This is a genomic window from Aureimonas altamirensis (assembly GCF_023702225.1).
Lineage (GTDB): Bacteria > Pseudomonadota > Alphaproteobacteria > Rhizobiales > Rhizobiaceae > Aureimonas > Aureimonas altamirensis_B.
In genome coordinates, this window is the sequence record NZ_JAMQCO010000004.1 from 182,334 (window position 1) to 209,153 (window position 26,820).

A 26,820-nucleotide genomic window follows, 5' to 3' on the forward strand; every position below is an offset into this window, starting at 1 on the left:
AACAGATGACTGCAACCACCGGTATCGGCCGTATCCTGACCATCCTGATGGCGTTGACCTGCGGGGTCCTCGCCGCCAACCTCTATTACGCGCAGCCTGTGCTATCGCTGATCGGCGGCGATTTCGCCATGCCGCCCGCGCTGGAAAGCGGCGTCGTCACCGCATCTCAGCTCGGCTACGCGCTCGGCCTTATCCTGCTCGTCCCGCTGGGCGATGTGGTGGAAAATCGAAAGCTCATCCTGACGACGATGGCTTTCTGTGTGCTCGGCTGCCTTGGGCTCCTGGCAGCCGGGTCGCTGCCGACGCTTTTCATCTCCATGGTCGTCATCGGCGTCACCGCCTGCGCGGCCCAGATGATCGTCCCGCTTGCCGCCCACCTGGCTCCGCCGGAGCGGCGCGGCGCGGTCGTCGGCAACGTCATGGCCGGCCTGCTCGGCAGCATCCTTCTGGCGCGGCCCGTTTCCAGCCTTGCCGCCGAGTATCTCGGCTGGCGCGGGATATTCCTCGTTTCCGCCGGCCTCATGCTGGTTCTGGCTGCCTTGTGCGCGCTGGCGCTGCCGCGTCGCCAACCTCCGGCCAGCCAACCCTACCCGGCGCTGATCCGCTCTCTCGGGCATCTGTTCCGCAGCCAACCCGTACTGCGGCGGCGCGCCCTCTACCACGCCGCGATGTTCGCTTCCTTCGCGATCTTCTGGACAGGCGCGCCCATCGTCCTGATGAGCGAGCCTTATAACTACAGCGGCTACGCGGTAGCGCTGTTCACCCTTAGCGGCGTATTCGGCGTCTGCGCCGCGCCGGTCGCCGGCCGCCTCGCCGACCGTGGATATATCCGCACCGGCACCATAGCGGCCATGTCGCTTGCGGTCGCCGCGCTTCTCACGGCCTGTGTGGCAGGCGGTTCCATGGCGCTGTTCATTCTGGCGGGTATTCTCGTGGACCTCGGCGTGCAGGCCAATCTGGTCATCGGCCAGCGCGAAATCTTCGCGCTCGACGACAATATCCGAAGCCGCCTGAACGCCGTCTACATGGCGATCTTCTTCCTGGGGGGCGCTGTCGGATCCGCGCTCACCAGCCCAGTGCTCGAAGCCTTCGGCTGGCCCGCCGTCGCCTTGCTGGGAGCGGCTTTCCCGGCAACGGCGCTCGCCTTCGTGATGACGGAGAAACGCAGCCGCTGACGGGGTCGGTCAGAGCGTGCCGGCCGTCGCCGCCTCCCATTTGTCCAGAAAGGTCTCTATCGGCAGCTCCTGCATATCCGGAATGGCCTGGAACAGCCGTTCCGGTTGCCAGTTCCACCAGCCGAGCGCCTCGATACGGGCCGCCGTCGCGGGCTGGAAGCGCCGCCGCAGGACCTTGGCCGGCACACCCGCCACGATCGTGTAGGCTTCCACATCCCGCGTCACGACCGCATTCGCGCCGATGACCGCTCCATTGCCGACTGTGACGCCCGGCATGATGACGGCGCCGTGCCCTATCCAGACGTCGTGCCCGATATTGACGGCGCGGCTGCGCCGGCGCTCGCGGAATGCGGCGTCCACCGGCAAAAAGCGGAAATATTCGTTCGGGCGATAGCTAATCTTGTGAGTCGTCAGCCGCTCCATGGGATGATCGAGCGCGTTGATGCGCACGTTTGCGGCGATGGAGGAAAAACGTCCGATACGGGCGTAGATCGCCTCGCCGCCCCGCTCGAAATAGCTGAAATCGCCGAGTTCCGTTTCGCGCAGCACGCAGCGCGGGCCGATTTCGCAATAGCGCCCGATGGTGCTCTGCTTCACCTCGGCGCTGCCATGGATCCGCGCCGCCTCCGGGCGGAAGCGGATATCGGTGCCGTCCCAATCCGTTTTCGTCATGCCCGCCTTCCCGTCCGCGCTGGCTTCATGTATCGCGATGGATAAGATTGGAGAAGCGTCATGTCCCAAGATCCGCTCGAGCGTCGTCCGCGCCGCATGGCCGCCCTGCGTATGGGTCTTTGGCTTCTGGTCGCCCTCGTCGCGGCGCTGCTGGTTATCGTCTGGGCGGTCGGCATACGCCAGTTTTCGACCGCGGAGCAGGCGGCCGAAGCCTACGGGACACCCTTCCAGCTTGTCGACCAGGATGGACAGCCCGTAACGGAAAGCATCCTGAAGGGCAGCGCCACCGCCGTCTTCTTCGGCTTCACGCATTGCCCGGACGTCTGCCCGACCACACTCTACGAACTGGCCGGCTACCAGCGCCAGCTGGCCGACGAAGGCAAGGAGTTGAACGTCGTCTTCGTGACCGTCGACCCGGAGCGCGACACGCCCGAGGTTCTGAAGCGCTATGTGGAATCGATGGACGCCGACATAACCGGCATCACCGGTGAGCCGGCAGCGGTCAACGCGATGCTGGAGGGCTGGGGCGTCCACCATGCCAGGGTCGAAACCGGCAGCACCTATACGATGGACCATACGGCCAGCGTCATCATGCTGGGCACGGAAGGCCAGTTCGTCGGCACCATCGCCTATCAGGAAAACCCGGAAACCGCGCTTCAGAAGCTGGACCGCCTGACGACCCTTTGACGATTTGAATCCGGAGCGGCGCTTGAGCCAGTTACGATATTTCGCGCGCGGCCCGCGCGCGGCGGCCGAAGCGGCCTATGAGCGGCTGGACGCCGCCTTCGAGGCTTATGGAGCGCCGGTCTCCATCTTCGAGGCAGACGAAGACGAACAGATCTTCGAAGTGTCCATCTACTTCGAAGAGGCGCCGGCGCAGTCGGCGGACATCCTCGCCCTGTTCGAACCGCTGGCGCCGGAGCGCGAGGACATCGACGCCTCCATCGACTGGATGCAGAGCGTGCTGGCCGACCTCAAGCCGGTGCGGGCCGGCCGCTTCCTCGTGCACGGAGCGCACGACCGCGCCCGCGTCGGAGCCAATGACATCGGCATCGAGATCGAGGCGGGGCAGGCCTTCGGAACGGGCCATCACGGCACCACGGCCGGATGCCTGACGATGATCGGCGATATCCTGCGTCGCAAGGGCCCGCGCAACGCGCTGGACCTCGGAACCGGCAGCGCCGTCCTTGCCATCGCCGTGGCGCGCCTTGCGCGCATTCCCGTGCTGGCCACGGACATCGACCCCGTGGCCGTGGATGTCGCTCGGGGCAATGTGCGGGCCAACGGCGTTTCGGCGCTTGTGCGAACCGCGGTCGCCGTAGGTTTCAACGGCCCTGCCTTCGCCGATGGCGCGCGCTTCGACCTGATCGTCGCCAATATCCTCGCCGGCCCCCTGATGCGGCTGGCCCCTGCGATGGAGCGGCGGCTGGAGCGCGGTGGCGATATTGTCCTGTCCGGCATACTCGCGCGGCAGCGCCAGGCCGTCCTGGCCGCCTATCGGGACCAGGCGCTCTATCACCGGCGCACGATCCGCATGGGCGATTGGGTCACGCTGCATCTCGGCCGCTGAAACGACGAACGCCGCGTCGCAAGGGCCGACGCGGCGTTGAAGCATAGTGCCGATGAAGGGCTGCCGAACCGGGAAATCAGTGCCGTTCGGGCGCCGCAACCTCGAAGAAGGAACCCCGGCGGCCCAGAAGACTGACCATCTCGTCCATCTGGAGACCACGTCCGCCGGCAACCTGCAGACGAGACGGGATCCGGCGGCCTTCTGCGCTGGCGATCCGACGCGACGTGAAGGCAAGGCGCGGAGAAACGGGCGTGGGGCGGTGGGTCTGGGTCGTCAACATGTCGGAAGCCTCTGCGGAAAGGTCTTCGTAACCTCTCATGAACCCTATATGCGTCATTGCGCCGGATCGAGCTATGCCTCCCGTTGCATAGGTCCGTTTCGCAAACCGCAAGGCGATTCTCGCATCGTCTTCATCATTTGTTCATATGTCCCGAAAGGCCATCAGCGGTGTTCCAGTCATTCGAAGAGAGCGCAAGCTCGGCCGCCAGCGCCAACCGCCTCGAACTTCTTCGCGCCGAGCTCGCCCATCTCGGCGTCGATGGTTTCATCGTTCCGCGCGCCGACGAACATCAGGGCGAATACATTCCGGATGCCGCGGCGCGCCTTGCGTGGCTGACCGGCTTCTCCGGCTCGGCGGGCTACGCCGTCGTGCTTGCCGATTCGGCGACATTGTTCGTGGACGGCCGGTACACGACGCAGGCGCGCGAGCAGGTAGACCCTGCCGTGATGCAGACTGCCAGCTCCATCGATACGCCGCTGGCCAAATATCTGTCCGGTGCGGCGGCCGGAATGACGATCGGCTTCGACCCCTGGCTGCATACGCAGGGAGAGGCCGCCGCGCTGCGCAAGGCCTCGGAGGAAGCCGGTTTCAAGCTGGTGCCCCTGCCGCACAACCCCATCGACCGTATCTGGCAGGACCGGCCGCAGGCGCCGAAAGGCAAGGTCGTGCAGCATCCGGAAACGCTCGCCGGCCGAAGCGCGGCCGCCAAGCTGGAAGAAATGGCGGAAACCGTGCGCGCGGCCGGCGGCACGGCGGCCGTCCTGACGGATCCGTCCTCGATCGCCTGGGTCTTCAATATCCGTGGCCAGGACGTACCGCACACGCCCCTGCCCCTTTCCTTCGCGATCCTGCGCGGCGACGGCAGGCCGACCATCTTCATGGACCCGGACAAGCTGGACGGCGCGGTGAAGGATTATCTTTCCGCCCTTGCCGACCTGGCCGCTCCGGACGCCTTCGACGCTGCCCTACGAGGCTTCGGGGCCGGTGAAAGGGTTCTCGTGGACCCCGCCCTGGAAGCCGAGCGCATCGTCGAGCTGATCGAGGAAAGCGGCGCGAGCGTCGTGCTGAAGCCCGACCCGGCTCGGCTGCCGCGGGCGCGCAAGAACGATATCGAGATCGCCGGAAGCCGCGCCGCGCATCTACGGGACGGGGCGGCCATGGTGCGCTTTCTGCACTGGCTGGACCTCCAGCCCGGCGGCACGATCACCGAGATCGACGCGGCGCGCCGTCTGGAAGCGTTCCGCACGGAGACGGCGGCAAGCGACGGCATGCCGCTGCTGGATATCTCATTCGACAGCATTGCCGGCGCCGGGCCCAACGCCGCGCTGCCGCACTACCGTGTCAATAACCGGTCGAACCGGACGATCGGCGATGGCGAACTGTTCCTGATCGATTCCGGTGCGCAATACCGCGACGGCACAACGGACATCACCCGCACCGTCTCCATCGGCACGGTGGATGCGGAGCGCCGCCGCAAATTCACCCTGGTCCTCAAGGGCATGATCGCCATTTCAACGATCCGTTTTCCGGTCGGCACGCGCGGCATGGACCTCGATCCGCTGGCCCGCGTGGCCTTGTGGAAAGCCGGTTGCGACTACGCGCACGGCACGGGGCACGGTATCGGCTCCTACCTCGCCGTCCATGAAGGGCCTCAGTCCATATCCAGGCGCGGGGCAACGGTACTCGAAAGCGGAATGATCCTGTCGAACGAGCCGGGTTATTATCGAGAAGGGCATTTCGGCATTCGGATCGAGAACCTCGTTCTCGTGACGCCACCGGCCGAAATCGACGGCGGCGACCTGCCCATGCACGGCTTCGAGACACTGACCTTCGCACCGATCGACCGTCGACTGATCATGGCCGAGCTTCTGGATGAGGCCGAGCGCGCATGGCTCGACACTTACCATGCGGAGGTCCGAAGCAGGCTTGCGCCCTTGCTGCCGGACGAGGCCGACCGCGCATGGCTGGCCGGCGCAACGGCGCCGCTGGGCAGCTGACGCGCAAGGCCCGCCGTCCTGTCCGGACGGCGGGCCTGTTGCAATGCCGGATTGCCGACTAGCGGCACATGCGGCGCGGCCCGTTATAGGGCTGGAACGTGCCGCTGCCGGGATCGAAGCTCCGGTAACGCTGCGAGCAGTATTGATACCACTCCCGGGTCCAGGGCTGGGGCGCATAGGAGTACTGCGGCTGCACATAACGGCGCGGCGCAGGCTCTATGTAGCGCGGCTGGTTGGCGCTGGCGATCGCAGCTCCGACCCCCAGCCCGACGATGCCGCCGATGATCGCGGCGCCTGCCGCGTTCCCGCGATCGCGCCGGTAGTAGCGCGGGCCGCGGTCCCAGCGGCGGGAATCGCGCCAGTCGCGGCGGCCATGATAACCGCGATAGCCACCCCGATCCCAATGGCGCTGGCGCCAGGGATCGGCCTTGGCTTGCGTTGCGCCGAACAGACCGGCGACGACGTTGCCCATCGCACCATTGACGTTCTGCGGCACGGCCACGCTGGCCGGCAACATCGCCATCGCCATTGCGACGATCAGGGCTTTTCCACTCAACTTCTTAACCAATGACATGGCGTGTCTCCTTGGAGATCCTTCGCCCCTATCAACCATCCGTCACCTGAATGGCCGCTGAATGCGGACATTGGACTGGGCCAGAGGCATCGGCTCAGATCCCGATGATGGTTAACGCGCCTGCGGCCAAATGGATCTGCGCTGGCGATAAATTGATCGCCGGTGCGGCGGAACTTCTTGTCTGGCCCTTCAAGCGGAGGTGCGCTCGACACTATATCGCAGCAAGCAGATACAAGAATCGGAGGCCGCAGCATGGCTGCACTGCACAAATATCGTTTTGGAGCCCTGCTCGCGATCTTCACGCTCGTCTTCTCGGTCGTGGCCGTGGACTATGCAGAGGCGCGGCGCGGCGGCAGCTTCGGCAGCCGCGGCGCACGGACCTTCCAGTCCGCCCCCGCCACCAATACCGCCCCTTCGGCCGCTCCGGTGCAGCGCTCCATCACGCCCGGCACCGCCGCGCAGCCCAATGCCGGCCGCGCCGCGACAGGCGCAGCCGCCGGCGCTGCGGCCAATCGCGGCCTGTTCGGCAGCCCGCTGATGCGCGGACTGATGCTTGGCGGTCTCTTCGGCCTGCTGATGGGCGCTGGTTTCGGCGGCCTTGGCGGCTTCATGGCGCTTCTGGTCCAGATCGCATTGATCGCCGGCGTCATCTGGCTGGCGATGCGCCTGTTCCGCTCGCGCCCGCAGACCGCAACGGCCGGCAACCAGCGTCAGCGCGGCAATGCCATGAACTATGAGCGGCAGGATCCCGCCGCCGGTGGCGGACGCGATTTCCGCCACCTCGGGGCCGGCCTGGGCGGCGGCGCCGCCACGGGCGCGGCATCGGCGTCGGCACCGGAACGCAGCGGCAACCCGGACGAGCTTGGGATTACCCCGGACGATCTCGGCATCTTCGAACAGCGTCTCTATCAGTTGCAGGATGCCTTCGGCCGTGAAGACTATGCCGCAATCCGGGAGATCACGACGCCGGAGATCATGTCCTATCTTTCGGAAGAGCTGTCGCAGAACGCCACGCGCGGCGTCAAAAGCGAAGTCCGCGACGTCAAGCTTCTGCAGGGCGACATTGCGGAAAGCTGGAAGGAAGGCTCGCGTGAGTTCGCCACCGTCGCGATGCGCTACTCGATGATCCAGGTTCTGCGCGATCGGCAAAGCGGGAACATCGTCGAGGGCTCGGACAGCGAACCGGTCGAATCGACGGAAGTCTGGACTTTCCTGCGCGACCATCACGACGAATGGAAGTTGACCGCGATTCAGGAAGCCTGAGCTTCATCCGCAATCGAAAACAAGGGCCGGTCGCCACCGACCGGCCTTTTTTCATAGGCCGGCAAGCCGCGCGACGATCACGATGGCCGTCCCGATGGCGACGGTCGAGAGAAGCGACAGGCGAACGGCCAGCAAGCCGCACAGGACAAGAACGCAGCGTTCCACCCACCCGCCGTCCACGAAGGCCGGGACGAAGATCGTCGGCAGCACGGCCGCCGGTACGGCGTTCAGAATGGCGTCGAGACGCGGCGATATGCGCCCCATCCGCTGCAGGACGAGATAGCCGCCGACACGGGTGGCATAGGTGGTCACCGCCGCCAGGAGCACCAGAAGCCAGATTCCGCTCATGCCGGGTCTTCCGGAAGGCGCCGTACCGCCGCAACGACCAGGCCTGCCAGCCCACCCAGCGTCACGTGCCAGGGTGCGCCGAGCGTCATGTAGACGAGGGCCGATGCGGCGAAGCTCGCGCCGGCCACCGGAAAGAATCCATCCCGATTCTGGAAGGCCATCGTCTGCGCCAGGAAATAGACGGGCAGCACGAAATCCAGCGCGAAGACGCGCGGGTCAGCGATTAGCCCGCCGAAGACGACGCCGACGGCGGTGGAGAGTTGCCACACCACATAAAGCGCCAGCGCATAGCCGAAATAATAGGTCTTCGTCAGGCGGCCGCGCAGCGCCCGGGCCTCCGCGGCCGCATAGGACGGGTCCACCAGGAAGAAAAACCCGGCTGTCTTCTGGAGCGGAGTGAAGGCGCCGAGATGCCGCCCGATCGACGCCGAATAGAGCACATGGCGGAAGTTGAGGATGAACATCGACAGCACCACGGCCCAGAGCGGCGATTCGATCGCCAGCAGTTGCAGCGCCACGAGTTGCGAAGCCCCGGCGTAAACGAAGGCCGACATGCCGATGGCCTCGGCCACGGTGAAGCCGCCGTCCATCGCCAGGGTGCCGTACAGCGCGCCGAAGGGCACCATGGGCACCAGCACGGGCGCCACGTCGCGCAGGGCGGCGCGCAGTTCGCGAATGTCGAGCATGGCCGTCAGCGCCCGATAAGGGTGAACCAGCCGTCCTCGTCGATGACCTCGATGCCGAGTTCGCCCGCCTTCCTGAGCTTCGAACCGGCCCCCGGGCCGGCCACAACCAGGTCGGTCTTCCTGGAGACGGATTCCACCGCCTTGGCTCCGAGTTCATCCGCCATCGCCTTCGCCTCCTCCCGCGACATGCGCTCCAGCGCGCCGGTGAAGACGATCGTCTTTCCGGCGACCGGAGAACCGACCGTCGCTGCCGGCCGGGCCTCGTCCTGCGGCCTCACCCCGGCCTCGAGCAGCGCATCGATGGCATCCCTGTTATGCGCTTCGTGGAAAAACTCAACCACGGCGCCGGCAACGATGGAGCCAATGCCCTCCACGCCGTTCAGCTCCTGCCAGGCTTCGTTGCCGGCGTCCTTGCGGTCGGCCGGCACCGCCGCCGCCTCTGCTGCCGCTCGGAAGGCGCCGAGGCTGCCGTAATGGCGAGCGAAGCGCCGGGCGTTGGTTTCACCGACGTGGCGGATGCCGAGCGCGTAGAGGAAGCGCGGCAGCGGCGGATCGCGGCGCGCATCGATGGCCTCGAACAGGTTGCGCACCGAGCGCGCGCCGAACCCATCGAAATTTTCAAGCCGGGTCAACGACTTTTCCTGCCGCTTCTCCAGCGTGAAGATATCGGCGGGAGAGCGAATCCACAGCGCAGGATCGTCCAGCCCGTGGAAAAACTCCACCTGCCTGTCGCCAAGTCCTTCGATATCCATGGCGTTGCGCGATACGAAGTGGCGGATGCGCTCCACTGCCTGCGCCGGGCAGACAAGGCCGCCGGTACAGCGCGTCACCACTTCTCCCTCTTCGCGTACGGCATGGCTGCCGCAGGCCGGACAGCGATCCGGAAAGACGAAGGGCGTGGACCCGGCGGGACGCTTGTCCGGCACGACGTCCAGCACCTGCGGGATCACGTCGCCGGCGCGCTGCACCACCACCGTATCTCCGACACGAATATCGCGTCCGTCGCGCAAGCTCTGCCCGCCCTGCCCGATGCCCCTGATATAATCCGCATTGTGCAAGGTGGCATTGGAAACGACGACGCCACCCACGGTGACGGGATCCAGCTTGGCGACCGGAGTCAGCGCGCCCGTGCGCCCGACCTGGATGTCGATGGCCCGCAGCACGGTCATCGCCTTCTCGGCCACGAATTTGTGGGCGATGGCCCAGCGCGGAAAACGGGATACGAAACCCAGCCGCTTCTGCAGCGCGAGGTCGTCCACCTTGTAGACCACGCCATCGATATCGTAGCCGAGCGCGGCGCGCTGTTCCTCGATGGCATGGTAGTGCCCGATCAGTCCGTCGACGTCGTCGAAGCGCTTCATCAGCGGGTTGACGGGAAATCCCATGCGGCCGATGGCGGCGACCACCTCCGTCTGCGTATCGCCGGGCACGGCGCTGCATTCGCCCCATGCATAGGCGAAGAACCGCAGCGGACGCGCCCTGGTGACGGACGGGTCGAGCTGCCGGAGAGAGCCGGCAGCGGCGTTGCGCGGGTTGGCGAACAGCGCAAGCCCCGCCTCGACGCGTCCCTCGTTGAGCCGGGCGAAATCCGCGTGGCTCATATAGACCTCGCCACGCACCTCCAGGATGTCAGGGACCTTGCCCTTCAGTTTCGTCGGAATGTCGTCCACGGTGCGGGCGTTGGCCGTCACATCCTCGCCGACGCTTCCGTCGCCGCGCGTCGCCGCACTGACCAGCAGGCCGCCCTCGTAGCGCAGCGACAGGGAAAGACCGTCGATCTTCGGCTCGGCCGTTATGGCCAGCGGAGCATCGTCCGCCAGCTTGAGAAAGCGGCGTGCGCGCCTTGCAAAATCGGCGACGTCCTCATCGGAAAAGGCGTTGTCGAGCGACAGCATCGGCACGGAATGGGTGATCTTGCCGAATTTCTCCGACACCTGCGCACCGATCGTTTCGGACGGCGTGTCCGCGCGCTTCAACTCCGGGTACCGCGCCTCGATTGCCAGATTGCGTTGGCGCAAGGCGTCGTAGGCCGCATCGGAAACTGCCGGACTGTCTTTCAGATAGTAGAGCTGGTCGTGATGCCGGATCTCACCGGCCAGCGCGGCGAGTTCCTCCGCCGCCTCTTCCAGCGTCAGGTTTTCCACCGGCTTGTCCCGCAGCATCACCGCTCCCGCCTCCTTCACCCATCAATTGCGCGGCGGCAGCGCGCGCCGCTTCGGTGATGCGCTCCCCCGCCAGCATGCGGGCGATCTCCTCACGCCGCGCATCCATGTCCATTTCCGCAACGCGTGTCGACACGCGTTCCTCTCCGGATTTGGAAATCAACAGATGCGTGCCCGCACGCGCCGCAACCTGCGGCGCATGGGTGACGGACAGAACCTGCACCCCTTGCGCAAGCCGGGCAAGCCTGCGGCCGATGGCATCGGCAACGGCGCCGCCGACGCCCGTGTCGATCTCGTCGAACACCAGCGTAGGCGCCGAGCCCCTGTCGGCCAGAGCCACTTTCAGCGCCAGCAGGAACCGCGACAACTCGCCGCCGGACGCTACCTTCATCATCGGTCCGGCGCGCGAGCCGGGATTGGTCCGCACCCAGAACTCCACGGTATCGAAGCCGGAGGCCGACGGGGTCTGCGTATCGGTGCCGATCTCCACGATGAAGGCGGCCCGCTCCAGCTTGAGATCGGGCAGTTCGGCCATCACGGCGCGCTCCAGCTCCGCGGCCGCTTCGGCCCGCCGGCCCGACAGGTCGGATGCAAGCGCCCGATAGGCATCCAGCGCCTGCGCAGCTTCTTGCTCCAGCGTGGCGACCCGCTCTTCACCGGCGTCGAACTCGGCCAGCTCCGCGGCCATGCGCGCGCACAGGGCGGGAAGTTCATCGACAGGCACGGAATGCTTGCGGCCGGCGGCGCGCAGGGCAAACAGCCGCTCCTCCGTGGCTTCGAGCGCGCGCGGATCGAATTCGATCCGGCGCAACGCCTCGTCCAGCGCGGTTTGCGCGTCGGAAAGCGCGTCAAGCGCGACATCCAGCCGTTCGATGGCCCCGTCCAGCAGACCCGGCAGTTCGTCGCGCCGCCGGTCCAGGCGCCGCAGCAGGCTGGCGAGCCCCGGGATCGGCGAGCCCGTGCCGGACAATTCCTCGTTGGCCTCGTTGACGTCTCCGGCGATCTTCTCGGAACGCATCATCGTCTGGCGCCGCTCGGCAAGGATTTCTTCCTCACCCGTTTCGACCGCCAGGTCGGACAGTTCCTCGACCGCGGCGCGCAGGTAATCGGCTTCCCGCGCGGCGGCGTCGATGCGCTCGCGCTGGCGACGCAGGTCCGCCTCCGCGCTGCGCCACGCCTCGAAGGCCGCGGTGACGGCATCGGCGCTGGCCGTCAGGCCGCCGAAGGCATCCAGCAGGAGGCGGTGCGCGCTGGCATCCACCAGCGCCCGGTCGTCGTGCTGGCCGTGGATTTCCACCAGCGTTTCGCCGAAGGACCGCATGAGTGCGACACTGGACGGGCGATCGTTCACGAAGACCCGCGTGCGACCGTCGGCGTTCTGCACGCGGCGCAGGATGATGTCGCCATCGTCGTCCAGCCCGTTCCGGGCCAGAAGAAGCCGCGCGGCATGGTTTGCCGGCACATCGAAAACGGCCGTCACCTCACCCTGCTGCACGCCGTGCCGCACGAGAGATCCGTCGCCGCGCCCGCCGAGGGCCAGCGACAAGGCATCGAGAAGAATGGATTTTCCGGCGCCGGTCTCTCCCGTCAGGACGGAAAGGCCGCCCGCAAGGGAGAGATCCAGCTTTTCGATCAGGACGATGTCACGGATCGCGAGGTGTACGAGCATCTATCGCGCCATGCCCGCCCACCCTCAGCCCTGCGGCGCGGCCGGGGCCTGTGCACCACCGCCGGCAAGCCGGCGCGAGGCGTTGCCGAACCAGGAGCCGGCGGTACCCGCCTGCGGTGCGAGGCCATCGCGCTGCAGCAGCGCGTAGGCATCCTTGTACCATTCGGATTCGGGGAAGTTCTGGCCCAGCACCGACGCGGCGGCCTGCGCCTCGGGACGGATGCCCATGGCAAGGTTCGCCTCGACCAGGCGGTAGAGCGCCTCTTCGACGTGGCGGGTCTGGCTGTAATTGTCGACGACGTTCTTGAAGCGATTCACCGCGCCGATGTAGTTGCGCCGCTCCAGATAATAGCGGCCGACCTGCATTTCCTTGCCGGCGAGCTGGTCGCGCGCCTGGCGCAGCTTTGTGCGCGCATCTTCCGCGTATTCGGAATCGGGATAGCGGTCCACCACCTCCTGCATGGCCAGCGCCGCGCGTGCGGTATCCGTCTGGTCGCGCGTGACCTCGGGCATCTGGCGGAAGTAGGACAGGCCGATGATGTACTGTGCGTAGGCCGCTTCCTCCGAACCCGGATAAAGCGACAGATACCGCCGTGCCGATGAGACGGCCTCGTCATAGTCGCCATTGCGGTAGGAGGTGAAGGCGCGCATCACCAGCGCCTTGCGGGCCCACTCCGAATAGGGGTGCTGGCGGTCGATCGCCTCGAACTTGGCGGCAGCCTCGCCCAGGCGCCCGGCCTCCAGGTTGGCAAGGCCCTGATTGTAGAGGACGTCGGCCGGCTCGGTCTGCGAAGCGAGCGCCAGCGCGTCGATGTCGTTGTCCTTGCCGGACATGCAGCCGGCAAGCCCGGAGACGGCGCCCGCCAGAAGAACAACGGCGAGCGGCCGCACGATGCTGGACCGGCCGATTGTGGGCAAGAATTGGCGCATTAGAACGTTCCCCTGCTGCATCCCCGGCGGCGGATCGCCCGCCCTGACGCCCTTCTACTTGCAGCGAAGGGAGCCGACAATGTTTCAAGGCCGTTCAACGTGCCTTTTTTGAGGCGGCGCCCATGGCCAAGCACGCGAAGTCTAGATTTTCTGGGCTTCGAAAGCCGGCACGGCCACCGCCACGGCGGGCTCCGCGCGGGTCCGGCCGCCCGAGCGCACCGGCATCTCGACGATCTCGAACGCCGCCGGATCGGACAGAAGCGCCTGCAACGCCATGGCGTTGAGCCGGTGGCCACCGCGATAAGACCGGTAGCAGCCGAGGATACGCGCACCGGCAAGGGCCTGGTCGCCGATCGCATCCAGCGTCTTGTGCCGCACGAACTCGTCCACGTAGCGCAAGCCGCCCGGATTGATGACCTTGTCGTCGTCGCCGATGACGACCGAATTCTCGAGCGAGGATCCGAGCGCGTGGCCCGACGCCCAAAGGCGCTCGACATCCTTCATGAAACCGAAGGTGCGTGCCCGGGAAATCTCGTCACGGAAGAGCGACGGGGTCAGATCGCCGGAGAAGCTCTGCCGTCCGATGGCGCCGGAAGCGAAGTCGATATCGATTTCGAATCGCGTGCCGTCATGCGGGCGATACTCGCCGAAGGCGCCGCCCATCTCTACCCGAACCGGCTTGAGGACGCGGATATGACGGCGCGCCGCCAACTGGGACACGAGGCCCGCCTCGTCGATGGCTTCCACGAAGGCCGTCGAGCAGCCGTCCATGATGGGAATTTCGCCGCCATCCATTTCGATTACCACGTTGTCGACGTCCATGGCGTACAGCGCCGCCATGAGATGCTCGATGGTGGCGACATGCGGCCCGCCCGGCTCTCCGACGACGGTGGCAAGATCGGTGGACGAGACATTGGCGGAAACGGCGGCGATCTCGCGCACACGCCCCGACCCGTTGCCGAGATGGAAGACGACGCCGGTATTCGCGTCGGCCGGATGAAGCGTCATGTCCACGGCTGAACCGGAGTGAACGCCGACACCGCGAAAGCCGATGCTGGCTCCGATCGTTTGCTGCTGCTTCGCCACACTCGTATCCTTGAAATCGCCCATGGTCCGCCGATGGCATGCATTCTGTGAAAAGCATGTCGGGCTGTGGCCCGGGCGTCGGCCGCCATGTACGCGCAGCCGAAACCGATTTGTTGCCGGAAAACTAGGAGTTACGCCCTTTCGGGCCAAATCACGCTTCTTTTCCCCATGTTACCGGCGACAAGCTTAACCGAGTGTAAAATCGAGTGTTTTCATAATCTTAACAGAAAGGGCCCGCCCCTTTCAGGGCGGACCCGCTCGTCTCATGCGACTATTTTGTGAAGTCCGCTGAAAAACTTCAGCTCGATTGGCGGCGCAGGAAGGCCGGAATCTCGAGCTGCTCGTCTTCCGACTGCGGGCGCACCTGGCTTACGGGGCGCGCCGCCGAGTCTGCCGCCACACGCCGCGGCGCATAGGGGCTGTGCTCCGGCTGCTGGCGACGCTCGCCCTGATGCGCTTCGACTTCCTCCTCGCGGCGGGAAAGACCGCTCGTCAGCTTGCGGATCAGGCCGAGGGCACCGCGCTCTTCCGCATGGTCGTGATCGTGGCCGCCGCGGCGGTCCATTTCCGACTGCACGACCGGCGGAAACTCGTCCACGCGGGGCATGCGGGTCTGCTGCGGGGCAGCCTGGCGCGCCGGCATCTGCGGTGCGACTTCCGAGATTTCCTCGGTCAGCATGCGGCTGAAATCGTCGTCCAGATCGAAGCCGGAGGCAGCGGGCTGCGGCGCCGGCGCAACCGGTTGCTGATAGGCCGGGGCCTCCTGCGTCGGGCGGGCGGCCGGGGCTCCGGCTGCGGCCTGGCGGGCAACGGCTGCCGGACGCGTTTCCGGCTGGCGGTCGAAGGCTTCGGCGGCCGTCTTGTCGATGCCGGTCGCCACGACCGACACGCGGATGACGCCTTCCAGGCTTTCGTCGAAGGTTGCACCCAGGATGATGTTGGCGTCCTGGTCGACTTCCTCGCGGATGCGGGTCGCTGCCTCGTCCACTTCGAACAGGGTCAGGTCACGACCACCCGTGATGGAGATGAGCAGGCCCTTGGCGCCCTTCATGGAGGTTTCGTCCAGGAGCGGGTTGGCGATGGCCGCTTCGGCGGCCGCCATGGCCCGGCCTTCGCCCGAGGCTTCGCCCGTGCCCATCATGGCCTTGCCCATCTCGCGCATGACGGAGCGGACGTCCGCGAAGTCGAGGTTGATAAGGCCTTCCTTGACCATCAGGTCGGTGATGCAGGCGACGCCCGAGTAGAGGACCTGGTCGGCCATGCCGAAGGCATCGGCAAAGGTGGTCTTGTCGTTGGCGATGCGGAACAGGTTCTGGTTCGGAATGACGATCAGCGTATCGACGTTCTTCTGCAGTTCCTCGATGCCGAGTTCGGCGATCCGCAGGCGGCGCTGGCCCTCGAAGTGGAACGGCTTGGTCACGACGCCGACGGTCAGGATACCCTTTTCACGCGCCGCCCTGGCGACCACGGGCGCAGCGCCCGTGCCGGTGCCGCCGCCCATGCCGGCCGTCACGAAGCACATGTGCGAACCGAGCAGGTGATCGCAGATCTCGTCCAGGGATTCCTCTGCGGCGGCGCGGCCGACTTCCGGCTGCGAACCCGCGCCGAGACCCTCGGTGACGGCGACGCCCATCTGGATCACGCGCTCGGCCCTGGAGGAGCGCAGCGCCTGCGCATCGGTGTTGGCGATGACGAACTCGACGCCTTCCAGGCCGGCATTGATCATGTTGTTGACGGCATTGCAGCCGCCGCCGCCAACGCCGAACACGGTGATGCGGGGCTTGAGTTCCGTGATGTCCGGCTTCTGCAGGTTGATGCTCATGTAAAGGTTTCCTTTTCGCAGTTGGCCGCCTCGGCGCGCGCCTCAGTTCGTTTCAAAGTATTGCCAGTGCGTATGGGTGCACCGTACATTCGGTGGCCCGCCTGAAACTTGCGGACCGGTTACGCGGAGCTCAAAAACTACGCCGGAGCCAGGAGCCGATCCGACCGACCCGCGTGGTTTCGTCGAAGGCGAAATCCAGCGGTGACGATTCGGCGACATATTCCTGCCAGGCGATCTGGGGGTAGATCAGCAGCCCGACCGACGTTGCGAAGATCGGGCTCTTGTTGGTCGTGCTGAGGCCGGCGACCCCGACGGGACGCCCCAGCCGCACGTTGCGCTGAAGAATGTCGTGGGCCGCACCGGCCATGCCCGCGAGCTGGCTGGCGCCGCCGGTCAGCACGACGCGCTTGCCGATGACGTGGCCGAGGCCGGAGCTGGCCATGCGGTCGCGGATTAGCTCCAGCGTCTCTTCCACGCGGGGACGGATGATGCGCGCAATGAGAGAGCGCGACACATGCACCTCGCCCTCGCCGTCGTCTTCGGCCAGCGGCTCTACCGTAACCGGCTCGCCGTCGTCCATCAGCTGGGTCAGCGCGTTGCCGTGCATCACTTTCAGCCGCTCGGCCTGCTCGGGGCGGATGGACAGGCCGCGAGCCAGATCCATGGTGATGTGCTGGCCGCCCATGGCGATGGCGTCGGCATAGGCGAAATGCCCGTTCTGGAAGATGGAGATCGTGGTGGTGCCGGCCCCCATGTCGATGCAGGCCGACCCCATCCGGGCCTCGTCTTCCACAAGGGTTGCAAGGCCCGACGCATACGGGGCGGCCACGAAGGCCTCGACCACGAGATGCGCGCGGTTGATGGCGGCCTCCAGGTTGCGCAACGGCGTCTCTTCCGCCGTCAGCACATGCAACTCGGCGCCGAGCACCTCGCCCATCATGCCGATGGGATCGTCCAGCCCACCCTCGCCGTCGAGCGAAAGGTCGAACGGCACCGAATGCAGGGCGACGCGGCCCTGCGACATCTGCGTGCGCGCCGCCTGGTTGAGAACGCGGCGCAGGTCGGCCGGGCTGACCTCGGCTCCGGCCACCGTCAGCTCGGCCTTGCCGCGCAGGCTTTTGAGCCGGCCGGCCGTCACCGATACGATGAGGCTTTCGATGGTCAGGCCGGCCTGTCGCTCCGCCGTATCGACGCAGGCGCGGATGGACTGCTCCGCCGCGGAAATATCCACGACGACGCCGGACTTGATGCCGCGAGAACGCTGATGCCCGATACCGATCACCTCGGCCACATGGGTGCGGTTCGGCAGGACTTCGCTTTCGGGGCGCGGACGAAGCCGCGCGATCAGGCACGTGACCTTCGACGACCCGACGTCGAGAATCGAAAACAGGTGCGTCCGCCGCTGCGAAAGCTTTTCGATGCGCGGCAGCGCATCCTTTCCGCCCAGAAACAGGCTCATGCCGGATTCCCCCTCTTGGCCTGGCGTGCGAGCTTGGCGCGCTCGGCGGCTGCGTCGTCGCGCCGCTGTTTCGCCTCCGGCGTAAGCTTGATGGTGATGCGGTCGGGAAGACGCATGTCGACCGCCGCGATATCGCGGGCAAGAAGCCCATAGCTGCGGTCCATCCGCACCACTTCGGCGGCAGCTTCCACGGGCTGCTCTTCCGGCAGGCGGACGGTGACGCCGTTGTCGAGCCGAAGATCCCACCGCCGCTCGCCGATGCGGACATAGGCGCGGATGCGCGGCTTCAGTTCGGGCACCAGCTCGATTTCGTCCAGAAGGTCGGCGGCGGCCGTATCCGCTCCCACGCCGACGACCAGCGGCAACTCGGTGTAGCGCGTCGTGGCAAAGGGCACGATCGGCACGCCATGACGGTCGATGATTGTCAGGTCCTGCCCGCGCTGCCAGATGGCGAAGGGCTGCTTCTCGACCACCTCGACCAGCAATTGCCCCGGATACACCTTGGACACCGAAGCCGTCTCTATCCACGGCATGGCTTCCAGGGCGGTGCGGGCCGCATCCACGTCGAGCGCCGGCAGGGTTTGCGCGCCGACCCCGTACACGGTCTGCAATATGTCGATCTGCGAGGTTTCGGACGCGCCAGTCACATCGACCCTGTCGATGGCGAAGCCGACGGGCTCGGCCAGCGTATCGATGACCTTGGTCGTGTGCCCGCCGCTCGACATGCCGTAGAGGGCGCTGGAGCCGAGCACGACGGTGGCCAGCACCGAAAAGCTCGGCAGCGGCAGCGCCTGCAGGCGGCGCGCATAGCCCGAGACGCGGCGCAGCGCGATCTGCACGCGCATCGCCACCCGGCCGGCCGGCCGCATGTCGGAATGGTCGTGACGCAGTCTTACCGGCGGCATGACGCGTCCCTCACCATCCAGTCGAGCAGCTTTCCGAACTCGAGGCCACGGGCACGGGCGATATCGGGCACCAGCGAAGTCGGCGTCATGCCGGGCTGGGTATTAACCTCCAGCCACACCACCTCGCCCGAGGCGCCGTTGCGGTCGTCGTAGCGGAAGTCGGAGCGGGAGACGCCTCGGCAGCCCACGGCGCGATGCGCGGCGAGGGAGAATTCGCCCACCATCGCGGTGATCTCGTCCGGCAACTCGGCAGGCACGATATGGGAAGATCCGCCCGGCGCATACTTGGCATCGTAATCGTAGAAGGCATGGTCGTTGGAAACGATCTCGCAGACGCCCAGCACCTCGTCGCCCATGACGGCGCAGGTGAGCTCGCGCCCGGGCACGTAGCGCTCCACCATCACCGTATCGCCGAAAGTCCAGTCCACGGCCGACAATTGCTGCGGAGGATGAGCCTCGCCCTCGCGCACGATGACGACGCCGAAGCTGGAGCCTTCCGCCACCGGCTTCACGACATACGGGGTAGGCATCACATGCTGCCGTGCGATCTCCATGCGATCGACGAGGATGGATTCGGCCACGGTGACGCCGAAGCCGGCCACGATCGCCTTCGCCTTCTCCTTGTTCATCGCAAGGGCCGAGGCCAGAACGCCCGAATGGGTATAGGGAATTTCGAGATATTCGAGGATGCCCTGTATGGTGCCGTCCTCGCCGAACGGTCCGTGCAGCGCGTTGAAGGCGACGTCCGGCCGCAGTTCGGCCAGCACCGAAGCGACGTCGCGCCCGACATCGATGCGCGACACGCGATAGCCCTCGCCCTCGAGGGCGTCGGCACAGGCCTTGCCCGAGGAAAGGCTGACGGGTCTTTCACTGGAAAGGCCGCCCATCAGAACCGCCACGTGCCGCTGCATCGACTCCGCACTCCATCAACAGAAGGTTACGCCTTCCATTCATGCTGTGCGGATGGTTAAGCGGTGGTTAACCCGGCGCGGCGTCGGCAATAAAATCGTAAGGCAAATGCGCCGACACCCGAACCGTGCGGCCCGCTCAAGGCTCGAACGGGTCTACCTCCGCCCCCGGCCGGAACAGGCCCACGCGCTGGATTTCCCATTCCAGCAGGATGCCGGACGTCTCGAATACCCGGCGGCGCACCGTTTCTCCCAGAAGCTCCAGATCGTGGGCCGTCGCCGCACCTGTATTGATCATGAAGTTGCAGTGCATCTGCGACATCTGCGCATCGCCGATCCGCAGCCCCCGGCATCCGGCTTGGTCGATCTCCTTCCAGGCCGATGTGCCCGGCGGATTCTTGAAGGTGGAGCCGCCGGTCTTTTCGCGTACGGGCTGGGTCGTCTCGCGGTGATGCTGGACGGCCTCCATCGCCGCGCGGATGGAATCGGCCCCGTCCGAGGGGCCTGCAAGGAGCGCCGACGTGAAGATAAGCCCGTCATCCGCGCCGGAATGCCGGTAGCGGAAGGCCATGTCGGCGGGCGTCAGTTGCACCAGCCGCCCCTGCCTGTCGACGGCGGCGGCGGAAACGAAGCGCTCGGATGTCTCCACCCCGTTCGCCCCGGCGTTCATGCGCAAGGCGCCGCCGATGGAGCCCGGAATACCGTGCAGAAAATGGAACCCGCCAAGCCCGAGCTCCAGCGCGGCGGCGGCGACGCGTTTGTCGGATGCGCCGGCGCCGGCGCGCAGCAGGCCCTCACCCGCCGCCTCCACCTGCCCGAACCCCTTCGGCGGCAGGCGGATCACGACGCCGCCGATACCGCCATCGCGCACCATGAGATTGGAGCCGATCCCGACCACGGTGACCGGAATGTCGGTCGGGACGGCCGCCAGGAGTTCGGCCAGATCCTCTTCGTCGGCCGGCTGGAACAGGAGTTCCGCCGGGCCGCCGGTACGGAACCATGTAACTTTGTCCATGGATGCGCCCGGTGTCAGCCGCCCGCGAAGGGACGGCAGGCGCAGGCGCGCCTCGAGGCGGGCTCCGTCCATCAGGCCGGTTCCGAGGCCAGTGCTTCCAGTTCCCTGGGCAAGGCATAGGCCCATTGCGTGACGGAGCCGGCGCCGAGGCACACGACCATGTCGCCCGGAGCCGCGATGCTTGCGACCAGCGGCGCCAGCTCGGCCGGACCGTCGATCAGCCGCGCTTCGCGGTGGCCGCCCAGTTTCAGCGTATCGAGGAGCGCGCGGGAATCCACGCCCGGGATCGGCTCCTCGCCCGCGGCATAGACCGGCGCCAGAATGACCGTATCCGCATCGTTGAAACATGCCGCGAAATCGTTGAACAGGCTCTGCAGGCGCGAATAGCGGTGCGGCTGCATCACCGCGACCACCCGACCCTTGGCCGCGGAGCGCGCGGCGGACAGCACGGCGCGGATTTCGACCGGGTGGTGCCCATAGTCGTCGAACACCTCGATGCCGTTGGCCGTACCGGTATGGGTAAAGCGGCGCTTGACGCCGCCGAACTGTCCGAGGCCCTTGCGGATGTCGGCCTCCGACATGCCGATGCGATGGGCCGTCACGATGGCGGCGGTGGCATTGGACACGTTGTGCCGCCCCGGCATGGGCAGCACCAGGTCCCGCATCTCGATCGTCTCGCCGGTGATGCGGTCGCGTATGGTGACATCGAAGGTCGAGCGCGCTCCGGAGGCCCGCACATTGTGGAAGCGAGCATCCGCCTGCAGGTTTTCGCCGTAGGTGATGACGCGCCGGTCCTCGATCTGGGCCACCAGCTTCTGCACCTCCGGATGGTCGAGGCACATCACGGCGAAGCCGTAGAAGGGCACGTTCTCGACGAAGGCGCGGAACGCCTCCCGCACCTTGTCGAAGGTGCCGTAATGATCGAGATGCTCCGGATCGATATTGGTGACGACGGCCACGTCCGCAGGCAGCTTCAGGAACGTTCCGTCCGATTCGTCCGCCTCCACCACCATCCAGTCGCCGCCGCCCATGCGGGCATTGGTGCCGTAGGCGTTGATGATGCCGCCATTGACGACAGTGGGGTCCAGCCCGCCGGCATCCAGCAGGGTGGCGACAAGCGATGTCGTCGTCGTCTTGCCATGCGTGCCGCCGATGGCGATGGCCTGCCGGAAGCGCATCAGCTCGGCCAGCATCTCGGCCCGGCGGACGATGGGCAGGAGCCGCTCGCGCGCGGCGGCCAATTCGGGGTTGTCGCGGCGGATCGCCGTCGACACAACCACCACTTCCGCCTGGCCGAGATTGGCCGCGTCATGGCCGATATGCACGCTTACGCCCTTGTCGCGCAGGCGCTGCACATTGGCGTTCTCGCTCTGGTCCGACCCCTGCACCGTATAGCCGAGATTGACCAGCACCTCGGCGATGCCGCTCATGCCGATGCCGCCAATGCCGATGAAATGCACCGGCCCGATATTGCGCGGCATCTTCATGGGAATTTCCTTTCCAAGCGTTCTGTCAGGACCGGGCAGTCCGGGGCGGCATAGCTTCTACGAGATCGGCGAGCAACTCCGCCGCGTTGGGAATGCCGGTCGCGCGCGCGGCATCGGCCATGCGGGCCGCTTCGTCGGGCTCATCGGCAAGGCGCGTCAGAATTGCGGCCAGCCGCTCGGCGGTCAGGTCGGCCTGCCGCGCGACGATGGTTCCGCCCTGCGCTTCCAGCCGGGCCGCATTGGCGGCCTGGTCATGATCGAGCGCATAGGGGTACGGGACCAGGATGGACGGCCGGCCGATGACGGCAAGCTCCGATACGGTGGACGCGCCGGAGCGGCTGATGACGAGATGCGCGGCGGCCAGCCGGTCGGCCATGTCGGCGAAGAAGGGCGAAACCTCCGCCGGAATGGCGGCATCCGCATAATAGGTGCGCACGCGCTCTTCGTCGTCGCTGCGGGCCTGCTGCGTCACGCGAAGGCGCGCGCGCAGCGTCGGGTCGAGAAGCGCGATCGCCTCCGGCAAGACCTGCGAAAAGAACGAGGCTCCCTGGCTGCCGCCAAACACGACCAAGTTGAAAACTTCTCCGGAACCACTTGGACGGTAAGGTTTTTTTGCCGCCTCCAGCACTGACGGGCGCACCGGGTTCCCGGTCACGACGATCTTGTTGCGCAGCTCTTGCGGCGCCTTGTCCTGGGGGATGCCGGCGGCGATGCGTCCCACCCGGCGCGCCAGGAAGCGGTTGGCGCGGCCCATCACGGCGTTCTGCTCGTGGATCATGCTCGGCCATCCGGCCTGCGTGGCCGCAAGCACGGGCGGAACGGAGGGGTAGCCGCCGAAGCCGACGGTGACATCCGGCTTCAGGCGACGCAGGAGGGCGCTGGCCGTGCGCAGGCCTGTCCACAGCTTCAGGAGGGCGCGCGCCACGGCCACCGGATTGCGCGATCCGAAGGTGGCCGAGGGTACGACATGCGTTTCCGTTGCGGGGAAGCTGCCCGAAAACCGACCGGCCCGTTCGTCCGTCGCCAGGTGCACCTCGTGACCGCGGCGGGCCAATTCGTGCGCCAGCGCCTCTGCGGGGAAGAGATGACCGCCGGTTCCACCGGCGGCCAGAAGGATGCGTTTTGTCATGGACGATGCCTGTAGGTCAGCGCGGCTGCAACGTGCCGCCGAGTGCCAGCGTGCGCGTCATCAGCCTGTCGGTCTGGGACGAGTTTTCAGCGCGCTTGCGTGTCAGCGCCAGGACGAAGCCGGCCGATATGGCGACGGCCAGCATGGACGAGCCGCCATAGGAGATGAAGGGCAGCGTCATGCCCTTGGCGGGCATCAATTGCAGGTTCACCGCCATGTTGATGATCGACTGCATGCCGAACAGCATGACGAGGCCTGAAATGGCCAGCCTGGCGAAGGTGTCGCGCTGCTGAAAGGCCACCTGCAGGCCACGGATGACGACGAAGCAGAACACCGCCGCCAGGAGCATGCAGGTGATGATGCCGAACTCTTCCGCGATGACGGAAAAGGCGAAGTCGGTGTGGCTGTCGGGCAGGATGCGCTTCACGGTGCCCTCGCCGGGGCCCTGCCCCAGCCAGCCGCCGCGCATGATCGCCTCGCGCGCGGTGTCCGTCTGGAAGGTGTCGCCCTCTCCCGTCAGGAAGCGGTCGATGCGGCTGGCGACGTGCGGAAAGGCGATATAGGCGCCGAAGAAGCCGACCCCGCCGATGCCGCCCAGCACCATGATCCACAGCCAGGGCATGCCGGCCATGAAGAAGAGGCCGCCCCACGCCCCCGCCGTCAGGATTGTCTGGCCGAGGTCCGGTTGCGCCACCAGCAGCGCCGCCACGACGATCAGCAGCATCAGCGACAGGAGGTTGCCCGGCACGTCGGGCCGGCGCGCGCGTTCGGCGAAAAGCCAGGCGCAGACGATCACGAAGGCGGGCTTCATGAACTCGGATGGTTGCACGCTGAAGGGGCCGAAGGACATCCAGCGCCGGGCACCCTTGACCTCCATGCCGAAGAACAGCGCCAGAACCATCGTCACCAGCGCCACGCACAGCATGATCAGCGACATGCGGCGGATGCCGTGCGGCGTCAGCAACGAGGTGGCCAGCATCACCGCGATCGAGGGAAACAGGAACAGGGCATGGCGCTTGACGAAGTGGAACGGCTCCAGCCCGATGCGTTCCGCCACCGGGGGGCTGGCCGCGAAGGACAGCATCATGCCGCCCAGCATCAGGATCAGGAAGGCGGCGAGAAGCCACCGGTCGATGGACCACCACCAATCGGCAATCAGGCCTTTTTTCGCGCGGCTCACGGCCATGCCACACCCCCTTGTCGCGTCAGATGGGCCGGAAACCCGGCAACGCGCAAACCGCATCGCGGAAGGCCGCGCCACGAACCTCGAAATTGCGGAATTGATCGAAACTCGCACAGGCCGGAGACAGAAGAACGACTTCCTCCCCGCCCGTGCCCGACGCATCACGCGCGGCGCTTGCCACCGCTTGATCCAGAGTACCGGATATTTCGTAAGGAATTCGTTTACCAAGAGTGGCGGCGAAGGCGGGCGCCGCCTCGCCGATCAGATAGGCCTTCGCGACATGGCCGAAGAGCGGCTCCAGCGGTGCGATGCCACCCTCTTTCGGAAGACCTCCGGCGATCCAGTGGATCCTGTCGAAGCTGGCCAGCGCCGGCGCCGCGGCGTCGGCATTCGTGGCCTTGGAATCGTTGACGAAAAGCACCTGCCCGACATGGCCCACCTGTTCCATGCGGTGGGCAAGCCCCGGAAACCCGGCAAGCCCGGCGGCGATCTCCGCGTCCGACAGGCCCACGGCGGACAGCGCCGCAATGGCCGCCGCGGCATTCTGGCCGTTGTGGCGGCCGCGCAGCGAGCCGATGCCGGCGATCCGGAAGCGCCCCGTTTCAGCGCCGCCGATGCGGCGCACGACGTCGGTTCCGTCGAAGCCGTAACCGTCGTCCGGCTGCCCTTGCCGCGAAATGCGCCGCACGCTGTGGCCGGCAGCCTCGAGCCGGTCGGCGATCGCGGCGCAATACGGGTCGTCGATGCCGATGACGGCGGTGTGAGAGCCCGCAACCAGACGCTCCTTGATGGCGGCGTAGTTTTCCATCGTCCCATGCCTGTCCAGATGATCGGGCGACAGGTTTATGAGGATGCCGACGGTCGGATGCAGCGAGGGTGCGAGGTCGATCTGGTAGGACGAGCACTCCACCACGTAGAAACGGCCGGCTTGCGGCGGGGCGAGCGTCAGCACGGGCACGCCGATATTGCCGCCCAGTTGCGTGTCGCGGCAGCTGGCCGCGATGCAGTGGGCGATCAGCGCCGTCGTCGTGGACTTGCCGTTGGTGCCGGTGATGGCGATGAAGGGCGCGTCGGGGGCGCTGGCTGCCCGCTCGCGCGAGAATATCTCCACGTCGCCGATGATCTCGACACCGGCATCGCGGGCAAGCTCCGCGCTCCAGTGCGGGCGCGGATGCGTCAGCGGCACGCCCGGCGCCAGAACCAGGGCGTCCACCGAGCTCCAGTCCAGATCGTGCAGATCGCCGACCGGAAGGCCGGCGGCCTCCGCCGCCGCCACCGCCGCCGGGTTGTCGTCATAGGCGGTCAGTTGCGCGCCGCCCTCCGCCAGCGCCAGCGCCGTGGCGGTGCCGGAACCGCCCAGGCCGAACAGGGCGATGGAGCGGTCCTTGAAGGTGCGTGCCGCGATCATGTCCGCCTCACCGCAGCTTGAGCGTGGACAGGCCGACGAAGGCCAGCATGAAGGCGATGATCCAGAAGCGCACCACGACCTGGCTTTCCGTCCAGCCCAGCTTTTCGAAATGATGGTGGATCGGCGCCATCAGGAAGACCCGCTTGCCGGTCAGCTTGAAGCTGGCGACCTGGATGATGACCGATAGCGCCTCGATGACGAACAGGCCGCCGATAATGGCCAGGACCAGCTCGTGCTTGGTGGCGACGGCGACCGCCCCGGTCAGCCCGCCGAGCGCCAGGGAGCCCGTATCGCCCATGAAGATGGCGGCCGGCGGCGCGTTGAACCACAGGAACCCAAGCCCCGCGCCCAGCACCGCGCCGCACAGGACGGCCAGTTCGCCGGTGCCGAGAACGAAGTGGATCTGCAGATAGTTGGCGAAATTGGCGTTGCCGGCCAGATAGGCGATCAGGCCAAGCGCCGCCGCGGCGATCATGATCGGCACGATGGCCAGTCCGTCCAGCCCGTCCGTCAGGTTGACGGCATTGCCGGCCCCCACCATCACGAAGGCGGCGAACCCGACATAGAAGATGCCGAGATCCAGCAGGAACTGCTTGAAGAAGGGCACGGGGATGGACGTCGCCAGATCGTCCGACCCGGCATAGACGATGATGGCGGAGGCGATGCCCGCGATCAGGAATTCCAGCGCCAGCCGCGCCTTCCCCGAAAAGCCCTTGTGGCTCTGCTTGGTCACCTTGAGGTAATCGTCGTAGAAGCCGATCGCCCCGAAGCCGACCGTCACCAGCAGAACGGCCCATACGTAGAGATTGCGCAGATCGGCCCAGATCAGCGTCGCCGCGATGACGCCCGACAAGATCATCAGCCCGCCCATGGTCGGCGTGCCGGCCTTCTTGAAATGTGTCTGCGGGCCATCGGCCCGGATCGGCTGGCCCCGCCCCTGCCGGATGCGCAGCGTCGCTATGATGGAGGGGCCGAACAGGAAGACGACGATGAACGAGGTGATCATCGCCGCGCCGGTGCGGAAGGTGATGTAGCGGAAGACGTTGAAGATCTGCGCGTCTTCCGCGAAATGGGCAAGGTATGTCAGCACGC

Annotated in this window: 23 protein-coding genes and 1 pseudogene; 5 read left to right on the top strand and 19 right to left on the bottom strand. The window is 66.5% G+C overall.

The features are described 5' to 3' along the window. The first annotated feature begins 5 nt into the window (after positions 1 to 5). A complete protein-coding gene (locus NDN16_RS08415) occupies positions 6 to 1,175 on the top strand; it encodes an MFS transporter (RefSeq protein WP_251113176.1) in 1,170 nt (389 codons plus the stop codon). A gap of 9 nt (positions 1,176 to 1,184) precedes the next feature. Here the strand turns inward: NDN16_RS08415 and NDN16_RS08420 are convergent, their stop codons facing one another. After that, positions 1,185 to 1,847, bottom strand: a complete 663-nt coding sequence (locus NDN16_RS08420) for a DapH/DapD/GlmU-related protein (protein WP_251113177.1) — start codon at positions 1,845 to 1,847, stop codon at positions 1,185 to 1,187. Positions 1,848 to 1,907: 60 nt separating this feature from the next. On the opposite strand from NDN16_RS08420, the gene NDN16_RS08425 reads away from it, so the two are divergent. After that, on the top strand, positions 1,908 to 2,534 hold the full coding sequence (locus tag NDN16_RS08425) for an SCO family protein (RefSeq protein WP_251113178.1): 627 nt from the start codon (positions 1,908 to 1,910) through the stop codon (positions 2,532 to 2,534). Positions 2,535 to 2,556: 22 nt separating this feature from the next. Further along, positions 2,557 to 3,417, top strand: a complete 861-nt coding sequence (locus tag NDN16_RS08430; RefSeq protein ID WP_251113179.1) for a 50S ribosomal protein L11 methyltransferase — start codon at positions 2,557 to 2,559, stop codon at positions 3,415 to 3,417. 76 nt (positions 3,418 to 3,493) lie between these two features. Here NDN16_RS08430 and NDN16_RS08435 read toward each other — a convergent pair whose 3' ends face one another. After that, the gene (locus NDN16_RS08435; RefSeq protein ID WP_251113180.1) at positions 3,494 to 3,736 is read right to left on the bottom strand and encodes a hypothetical protein; all 243 of its coding nucleotides are present in this window, start codon (positions 3,734 to 3,736) and stop codon (positions 3,494 to 3,496) included. Between the two features lie 128 nt (positions 3,737 to 3,864). On the opposite strand from NDN16_RS08435, the gene NDN16_RS08440 reads away from it, so the two are divergent. Beyond that, complete coding sequence (locus NDN16_RS08440; protein ID WP_251113181.1) at positions 3,865 to 5,694, top strand: aminopeptidase P family protein; 1,830 nt, start codon at positions 3,865 to 3,867, stop codon at positions 5,692 to 5,694. Positions 5,695 to 5,752: 58 nt separating this feature from the next. Here the strand turns inward: NDN16_RS08440 and NDN16_RS08445 are convergent, their stop codons facing one another. Next, positions 5,753 to 6,268 (bottom strand): BA14K family protein, encoded by a 516-nt coding sequence (locus NDN16_RS08445; RefSeq protein ID WP_251113182.1) that lies wholly within the window; start codon positions 6,266 to 6,268, stop codon positions 5,753 to 5,755. Between the two features lie 252 nt (positions 6,269 to 6,520). On the opposite strand from NDN16_RS08445, the gene NDN16_RS08450 reads away from it, so the two are divergent. Beyond that, positions 6,521 to 7,531: a TIM44-like domain-containing protein gene (locus tag NDN16_RS08450; protein WP_251113183.1), complete on the top strand. Its 1,011-nt coding sequence runs from the start codon at positions 6,521 to 6,523 to the stop codon at positions 7,529 to 7,531. Between the two features lie 51 nt (positions 7,532 to 7,582). Here the strand turns inward: NDN16_RS08450 and NDN16_RS08455 are convergent, their stop codons facing one another. From NDN16_RS08455 to mraY, 16 genes and pseudogenes are all read right to left on the bottom strand, one after another. Continuing rightward, a complete protein-coding gene (locus NDN16_RS08455) occupies positions 7,583 to 7,879 on the bottom strand; it encodes an AzlD family protein (protein WP_251113184.1) in 297 nt (98 codons plus the stop codon). Next, a complete protein-coding gene (locus NDN16_RS08460) occupies positions 7,876 to 8,565 on the bottom strand; it encodes an AzlC family ABC transporter permease (RefSeq protein ID WP_251113185.1) in 690 nt (229 codons plus the stop codon). Before NDN16_RS08460 ends, NDN16_RS08455 begins: the two co-directional genes overlap by 4 nt. Before the next feature lie 5 nt (positions 8,566 to 8,570). Further along, entirely contained in the window at positions 8,571 to 10,724 is a 2,154-nt protein-coding gene (ligA, locus tag NDN16_RS08465; RefSeq protein ID WP_251113380.1) for an NAD-dependent DNA ligase LigA, read from the bottom strand. Between the two features lie 13 nt (positions 10,725 to 10,737). Further along, a pseudogene (gene recN / locus NDN16_RS08470) lies at positions 10,738 to 12,396 on the bottom strand (DNA repair protein RecN); the annotation flags it as partial. Between the two features lie 24 nt (positions 12,397 to 12,420). After that, the gene (locus NDN16_RS08475) at positions 12,421 to 13,326 is read right to left on the bottom strand and encodes an outer membrane protein assembly factor BamD (protein WP_285292527.1); all 906 of its coding nucleotides are present in this window, start codon (positions 13,324 to 13,326) and stop codon (positions 12,421 to 12,423) included. A 141-nt stretch (positions 13,327 to 13,467) separates the two neighbouring features. Next, positions 13,468 to 14,436, bottom strand: a complete 969-nt coding sequence (gene lpxC, locus NDN16_RS08480; RefSeq protein ID WP_251113186.1) for a UDP-3-O-acyl-N-acetylglucosamine deacetylase — start codon at positions 14,434 to 14,436, stop codon at positions 13,468 to 13,470. Positions 14,437 to 14,710: 274 nt separating this feature from the next. After that, positions 14,711 to 16,234, bottom strand: a complete 1,524-nt coding sequence (gene ftsZ / locus NDN16_RS08485; protein WP_251113187.1) for a cell division protein FtsZ — start codon at positions 16,232 to 16,234, stop codon at positions 14,711 to 14,713. Between the two features lie 130 nt (positions 16,235 to 16,364). Further along, positions 16,365 to 17,693, bottom strand: a complete 1,329-nt coding sequence (gene ftsA / locus NDN16_RS08490; protein WP_251113188.1) for a cell division protein FtsA — start codon at positions 17,691 to 17,693, stop codon at positions 16,365 to 16,367. Next, the gene (locus tag NDN16_RS08495) at positions 17,690 to 18,598 is read right to left on the bottom strand and encodes a cell division protein FtsQ/DivIB (protein WP_251113189.1); all 909 of its coding nucleotides are present in this window, start codon (positions 18,596 to 18,598) and stop codon (positions 17,690 to 17,692) included. Before NDN16_RS08495 ends, ftsA begins: the two co-directional genes overlap by 4 nt. Then, positions 18,586 to 19,509, bottom strand: a complete 924-nt coding sequence (locus NDN16_RS08500; RefSeq protein WP_251113190.1) for a D-alanine--D-alanine ligase — start codon at positions 19,507 to 19,509, stop codon at positions 18,586 to 18,588. The genes NDN16_RS08495 and NDN16_RS08500 overlap by 13 nt, the downstream gene beginning before the upstream one ends. Before the next feature lie 136 nt (positions 19,510 to 19,645). Beyond that, positions 19,646 to 20,593 (bottom strand): UDP-N-acetylmuramate dehydrogenase, encoded by a 948-nt coding sequence (gene murB / locus NDN16_RS08505; protein WP_435301075.1) that lies wholly within the window; start codon positions 20,591 to 20,593, stop codon positions 19,646 to 19,648. Beyond that, positions 20,593 to 22,008 (bottom strand): UDP-N-acetylmuramate--L-alanine ligase, encoded by a 1,416-nt coding sequence (murC, locus tag NDN16_RS08510; protein ID WP_251113191.1) that lies wholly within the window; start codon positions 22,006 to 22,008, stop codon positions 20,593 to 20,595. The genes murB and murC overlap by 1 nt, the downstream gene beginning before the upstream one ends. 25 nt (positions 22,009 to 22,033) lie before the next feature. Beyond that, positions 22,034 to 23,137, bottom strand: a complete 1,104-nt coding sequence (murG, locus tag NDN16_RS08515) for an undecaprenyldiphospho-muramoylpentapeptide beta-N-acetylglucosaminyltransferase (RefSeq protein ID WP_251113192.1) — start codon at positions 23,135 to 23,137, stop codon at positions 22,034 to 22,036. A gap of 16 nt (positions 23,138 to 23,153) precedes the next feature. Next, entirely contained in the window at positions 23,154 to 24,323 is a 1,170-nt protein-coding gene (gene ftsW / locus NDN16_RS08520; RefSeq protein WP_251113193.1) for a putative lipid II flippase FtsW, read from the bottom strand. Positions 24,324 to 24,342: 19 nt separating this feature from the next. Further along, on the bottom strand, positions 24,343 to 25,728 hold the full coding sequence (murD, locus tag NDN16_RS08525) for a UDP-N-acetylmuramoyl-L-alanine--D-glutamate ligase (RefSeq protein WP_251113194.1): 1,386 nt from the start codon (positions 25,726 to 25,728) through the stop codon (positions 24,343 to 24,345). 7 nt (positions 25,729 to 25,735) lie between these two features. Beyond that, positions 25,736 to 26,818, bottom strand: coding sequence for a phospho-N-acetylmuramoyl-pentapeptide-transferase (gene mraY / locus NDN16_RS08530; protein ID WP_251113195.1), 1,083 nt, complete (start codon positions 26,816 to 26,818; stop codon positions 25,736 to 25,738). Between the last annotated feature and the right edge of the window lie 2 nt (positions 26,819 to 26,820).

Bases quoted from the DNA above. Each gene is read 5' to 3' on its own strand.
- murB (WP_435301075.1), bottom strand. From the start codon at position 20,593: ATGGACGGAGCCCGCCTCGAGGCGCGCCTGCGCCTGCCGTCCCTTCGC.
- NDN16_RS08425 (WP_251113178.1), top strand. From the start codon at position 1,908: ATGTCCCAAGATCCGCTCGAGCGTCGTCCGCGCCGCATGGCCGCCCTG.
- lpxC (WP_251113186.1), bottom strand. From the start codon at position 14,436: ATGGGCGATTTCAAGGATACGAGTGTGGCGAAGCAGCAGCAAACGATC.
- NDN16_RS08455 (WP_251113184.1), bottom strand. From the start codon at position 7,879: ATGAGCGGAATCTGGCTTCTGGTGCTCCTGGCGGCGGTGACCACCTAT.
- NDN16_RS08415 (WP_251113176.1), top strand. From the start codon at position 6: ATGACTGCAACCACCGGTATCGGCCGTATCCTGACCATCCTGATGGCG.
- NDN16_RS08460 (WP_251113185.1), bottom strand. From the start codon at position 8,565: ATGCTCGACATTCGCGAACTGCGCGCCGCCCTGCGCGACGTGGCGCCC.
- murC (WP_251113191.1), bottom strand. From the start codon at position 22,008: ATGAAGATGCCGCGCAATATCGGGCCGGTGCATTTCATCGGCATTGGC.
- NDN16_RS08445 (WP_251113182.1), bottom strand. From the start codon at position 6,268: ATGTCATTGGTTAAGAAGTTGAGTGGAAAAGCCCTGATCGTCGCAATG.
- NDN16_RS08500 (WP_251113190.1), bottom strand. From the start codon at position 19,509: ATGCAGCGGCACGTGGCGGTTCTGATGGGCGGCCTTTCCAGTGAAAGA.
- murG (WP_251113192.1), bottom strand. From the start codon at position 23,137: ATGACAAAACGCATCCTTCTGGCCGCCGGTGGAACCGGCGGTCATCTC.
- NDN16_RS08475 (WP_285292527.1), bottom strand. From the start codon at position 13,326: ATGCGCCAATTCTTGCCCACAATCGGCCGGTCCAGCATCGTGCGGCCG.
- murD (WP_251113194.1), bottom strand. From the start codon at position 25,728: ATGATCGCGGCACGCACCTTCAAGGACCGCTCCATCGCCCTGTTCGGC.
- ftsW (WP_251113193.1), bottom strand. From the start codon at position 24,323: ATGGCCGTGAGCCGCGCGAAAAAAGGCCTGATTGCCGATTGGTGGTGG.
- ftsA (WP_251113188.1), bottom strand. From the start codon at position 17,693: ATGAGCCTGTTTCTGGGCGGAAAGGATGCGCTGCCGCGCATCGAAAAG.
- NDN16_RS08450 (WP_251113183.1), top strand. From the start codon at position 6,521: ATGGCTGCACTGCACAAATATCGTTTTGGAGCCCTGCTCGCGATCTTC.
- NDN16_RS08420 (WP_251113177.1), bottom strand. From the start codon at position 1,847: ATGACGAAAACGGATTGGGACGGCACCGATATCCGCTTCCGCCCGGAG.
- NDN16_RS08495 (WP_251113189.1), bottom strand. From the start codon at position 18,598: ATGCCGCCGGTAAGACTGCGTCACGACCATTCCGACATGCGGCCGGCC.
- NDN16_RS08435 (WP_251113180.1), bottom strand. From the start codon at position 3,736: ATGAGAGGTTACGAAGACCTTTCCGCAGAGGCTTCCGACATGTTGACG.
- ftsZ (WP_251113187.1), bottom strand. From the start codon at position 16,234: ATGAGCATCAACCTGCAGAAGCCGGACATCACGGAACTCAAGCCCCGC.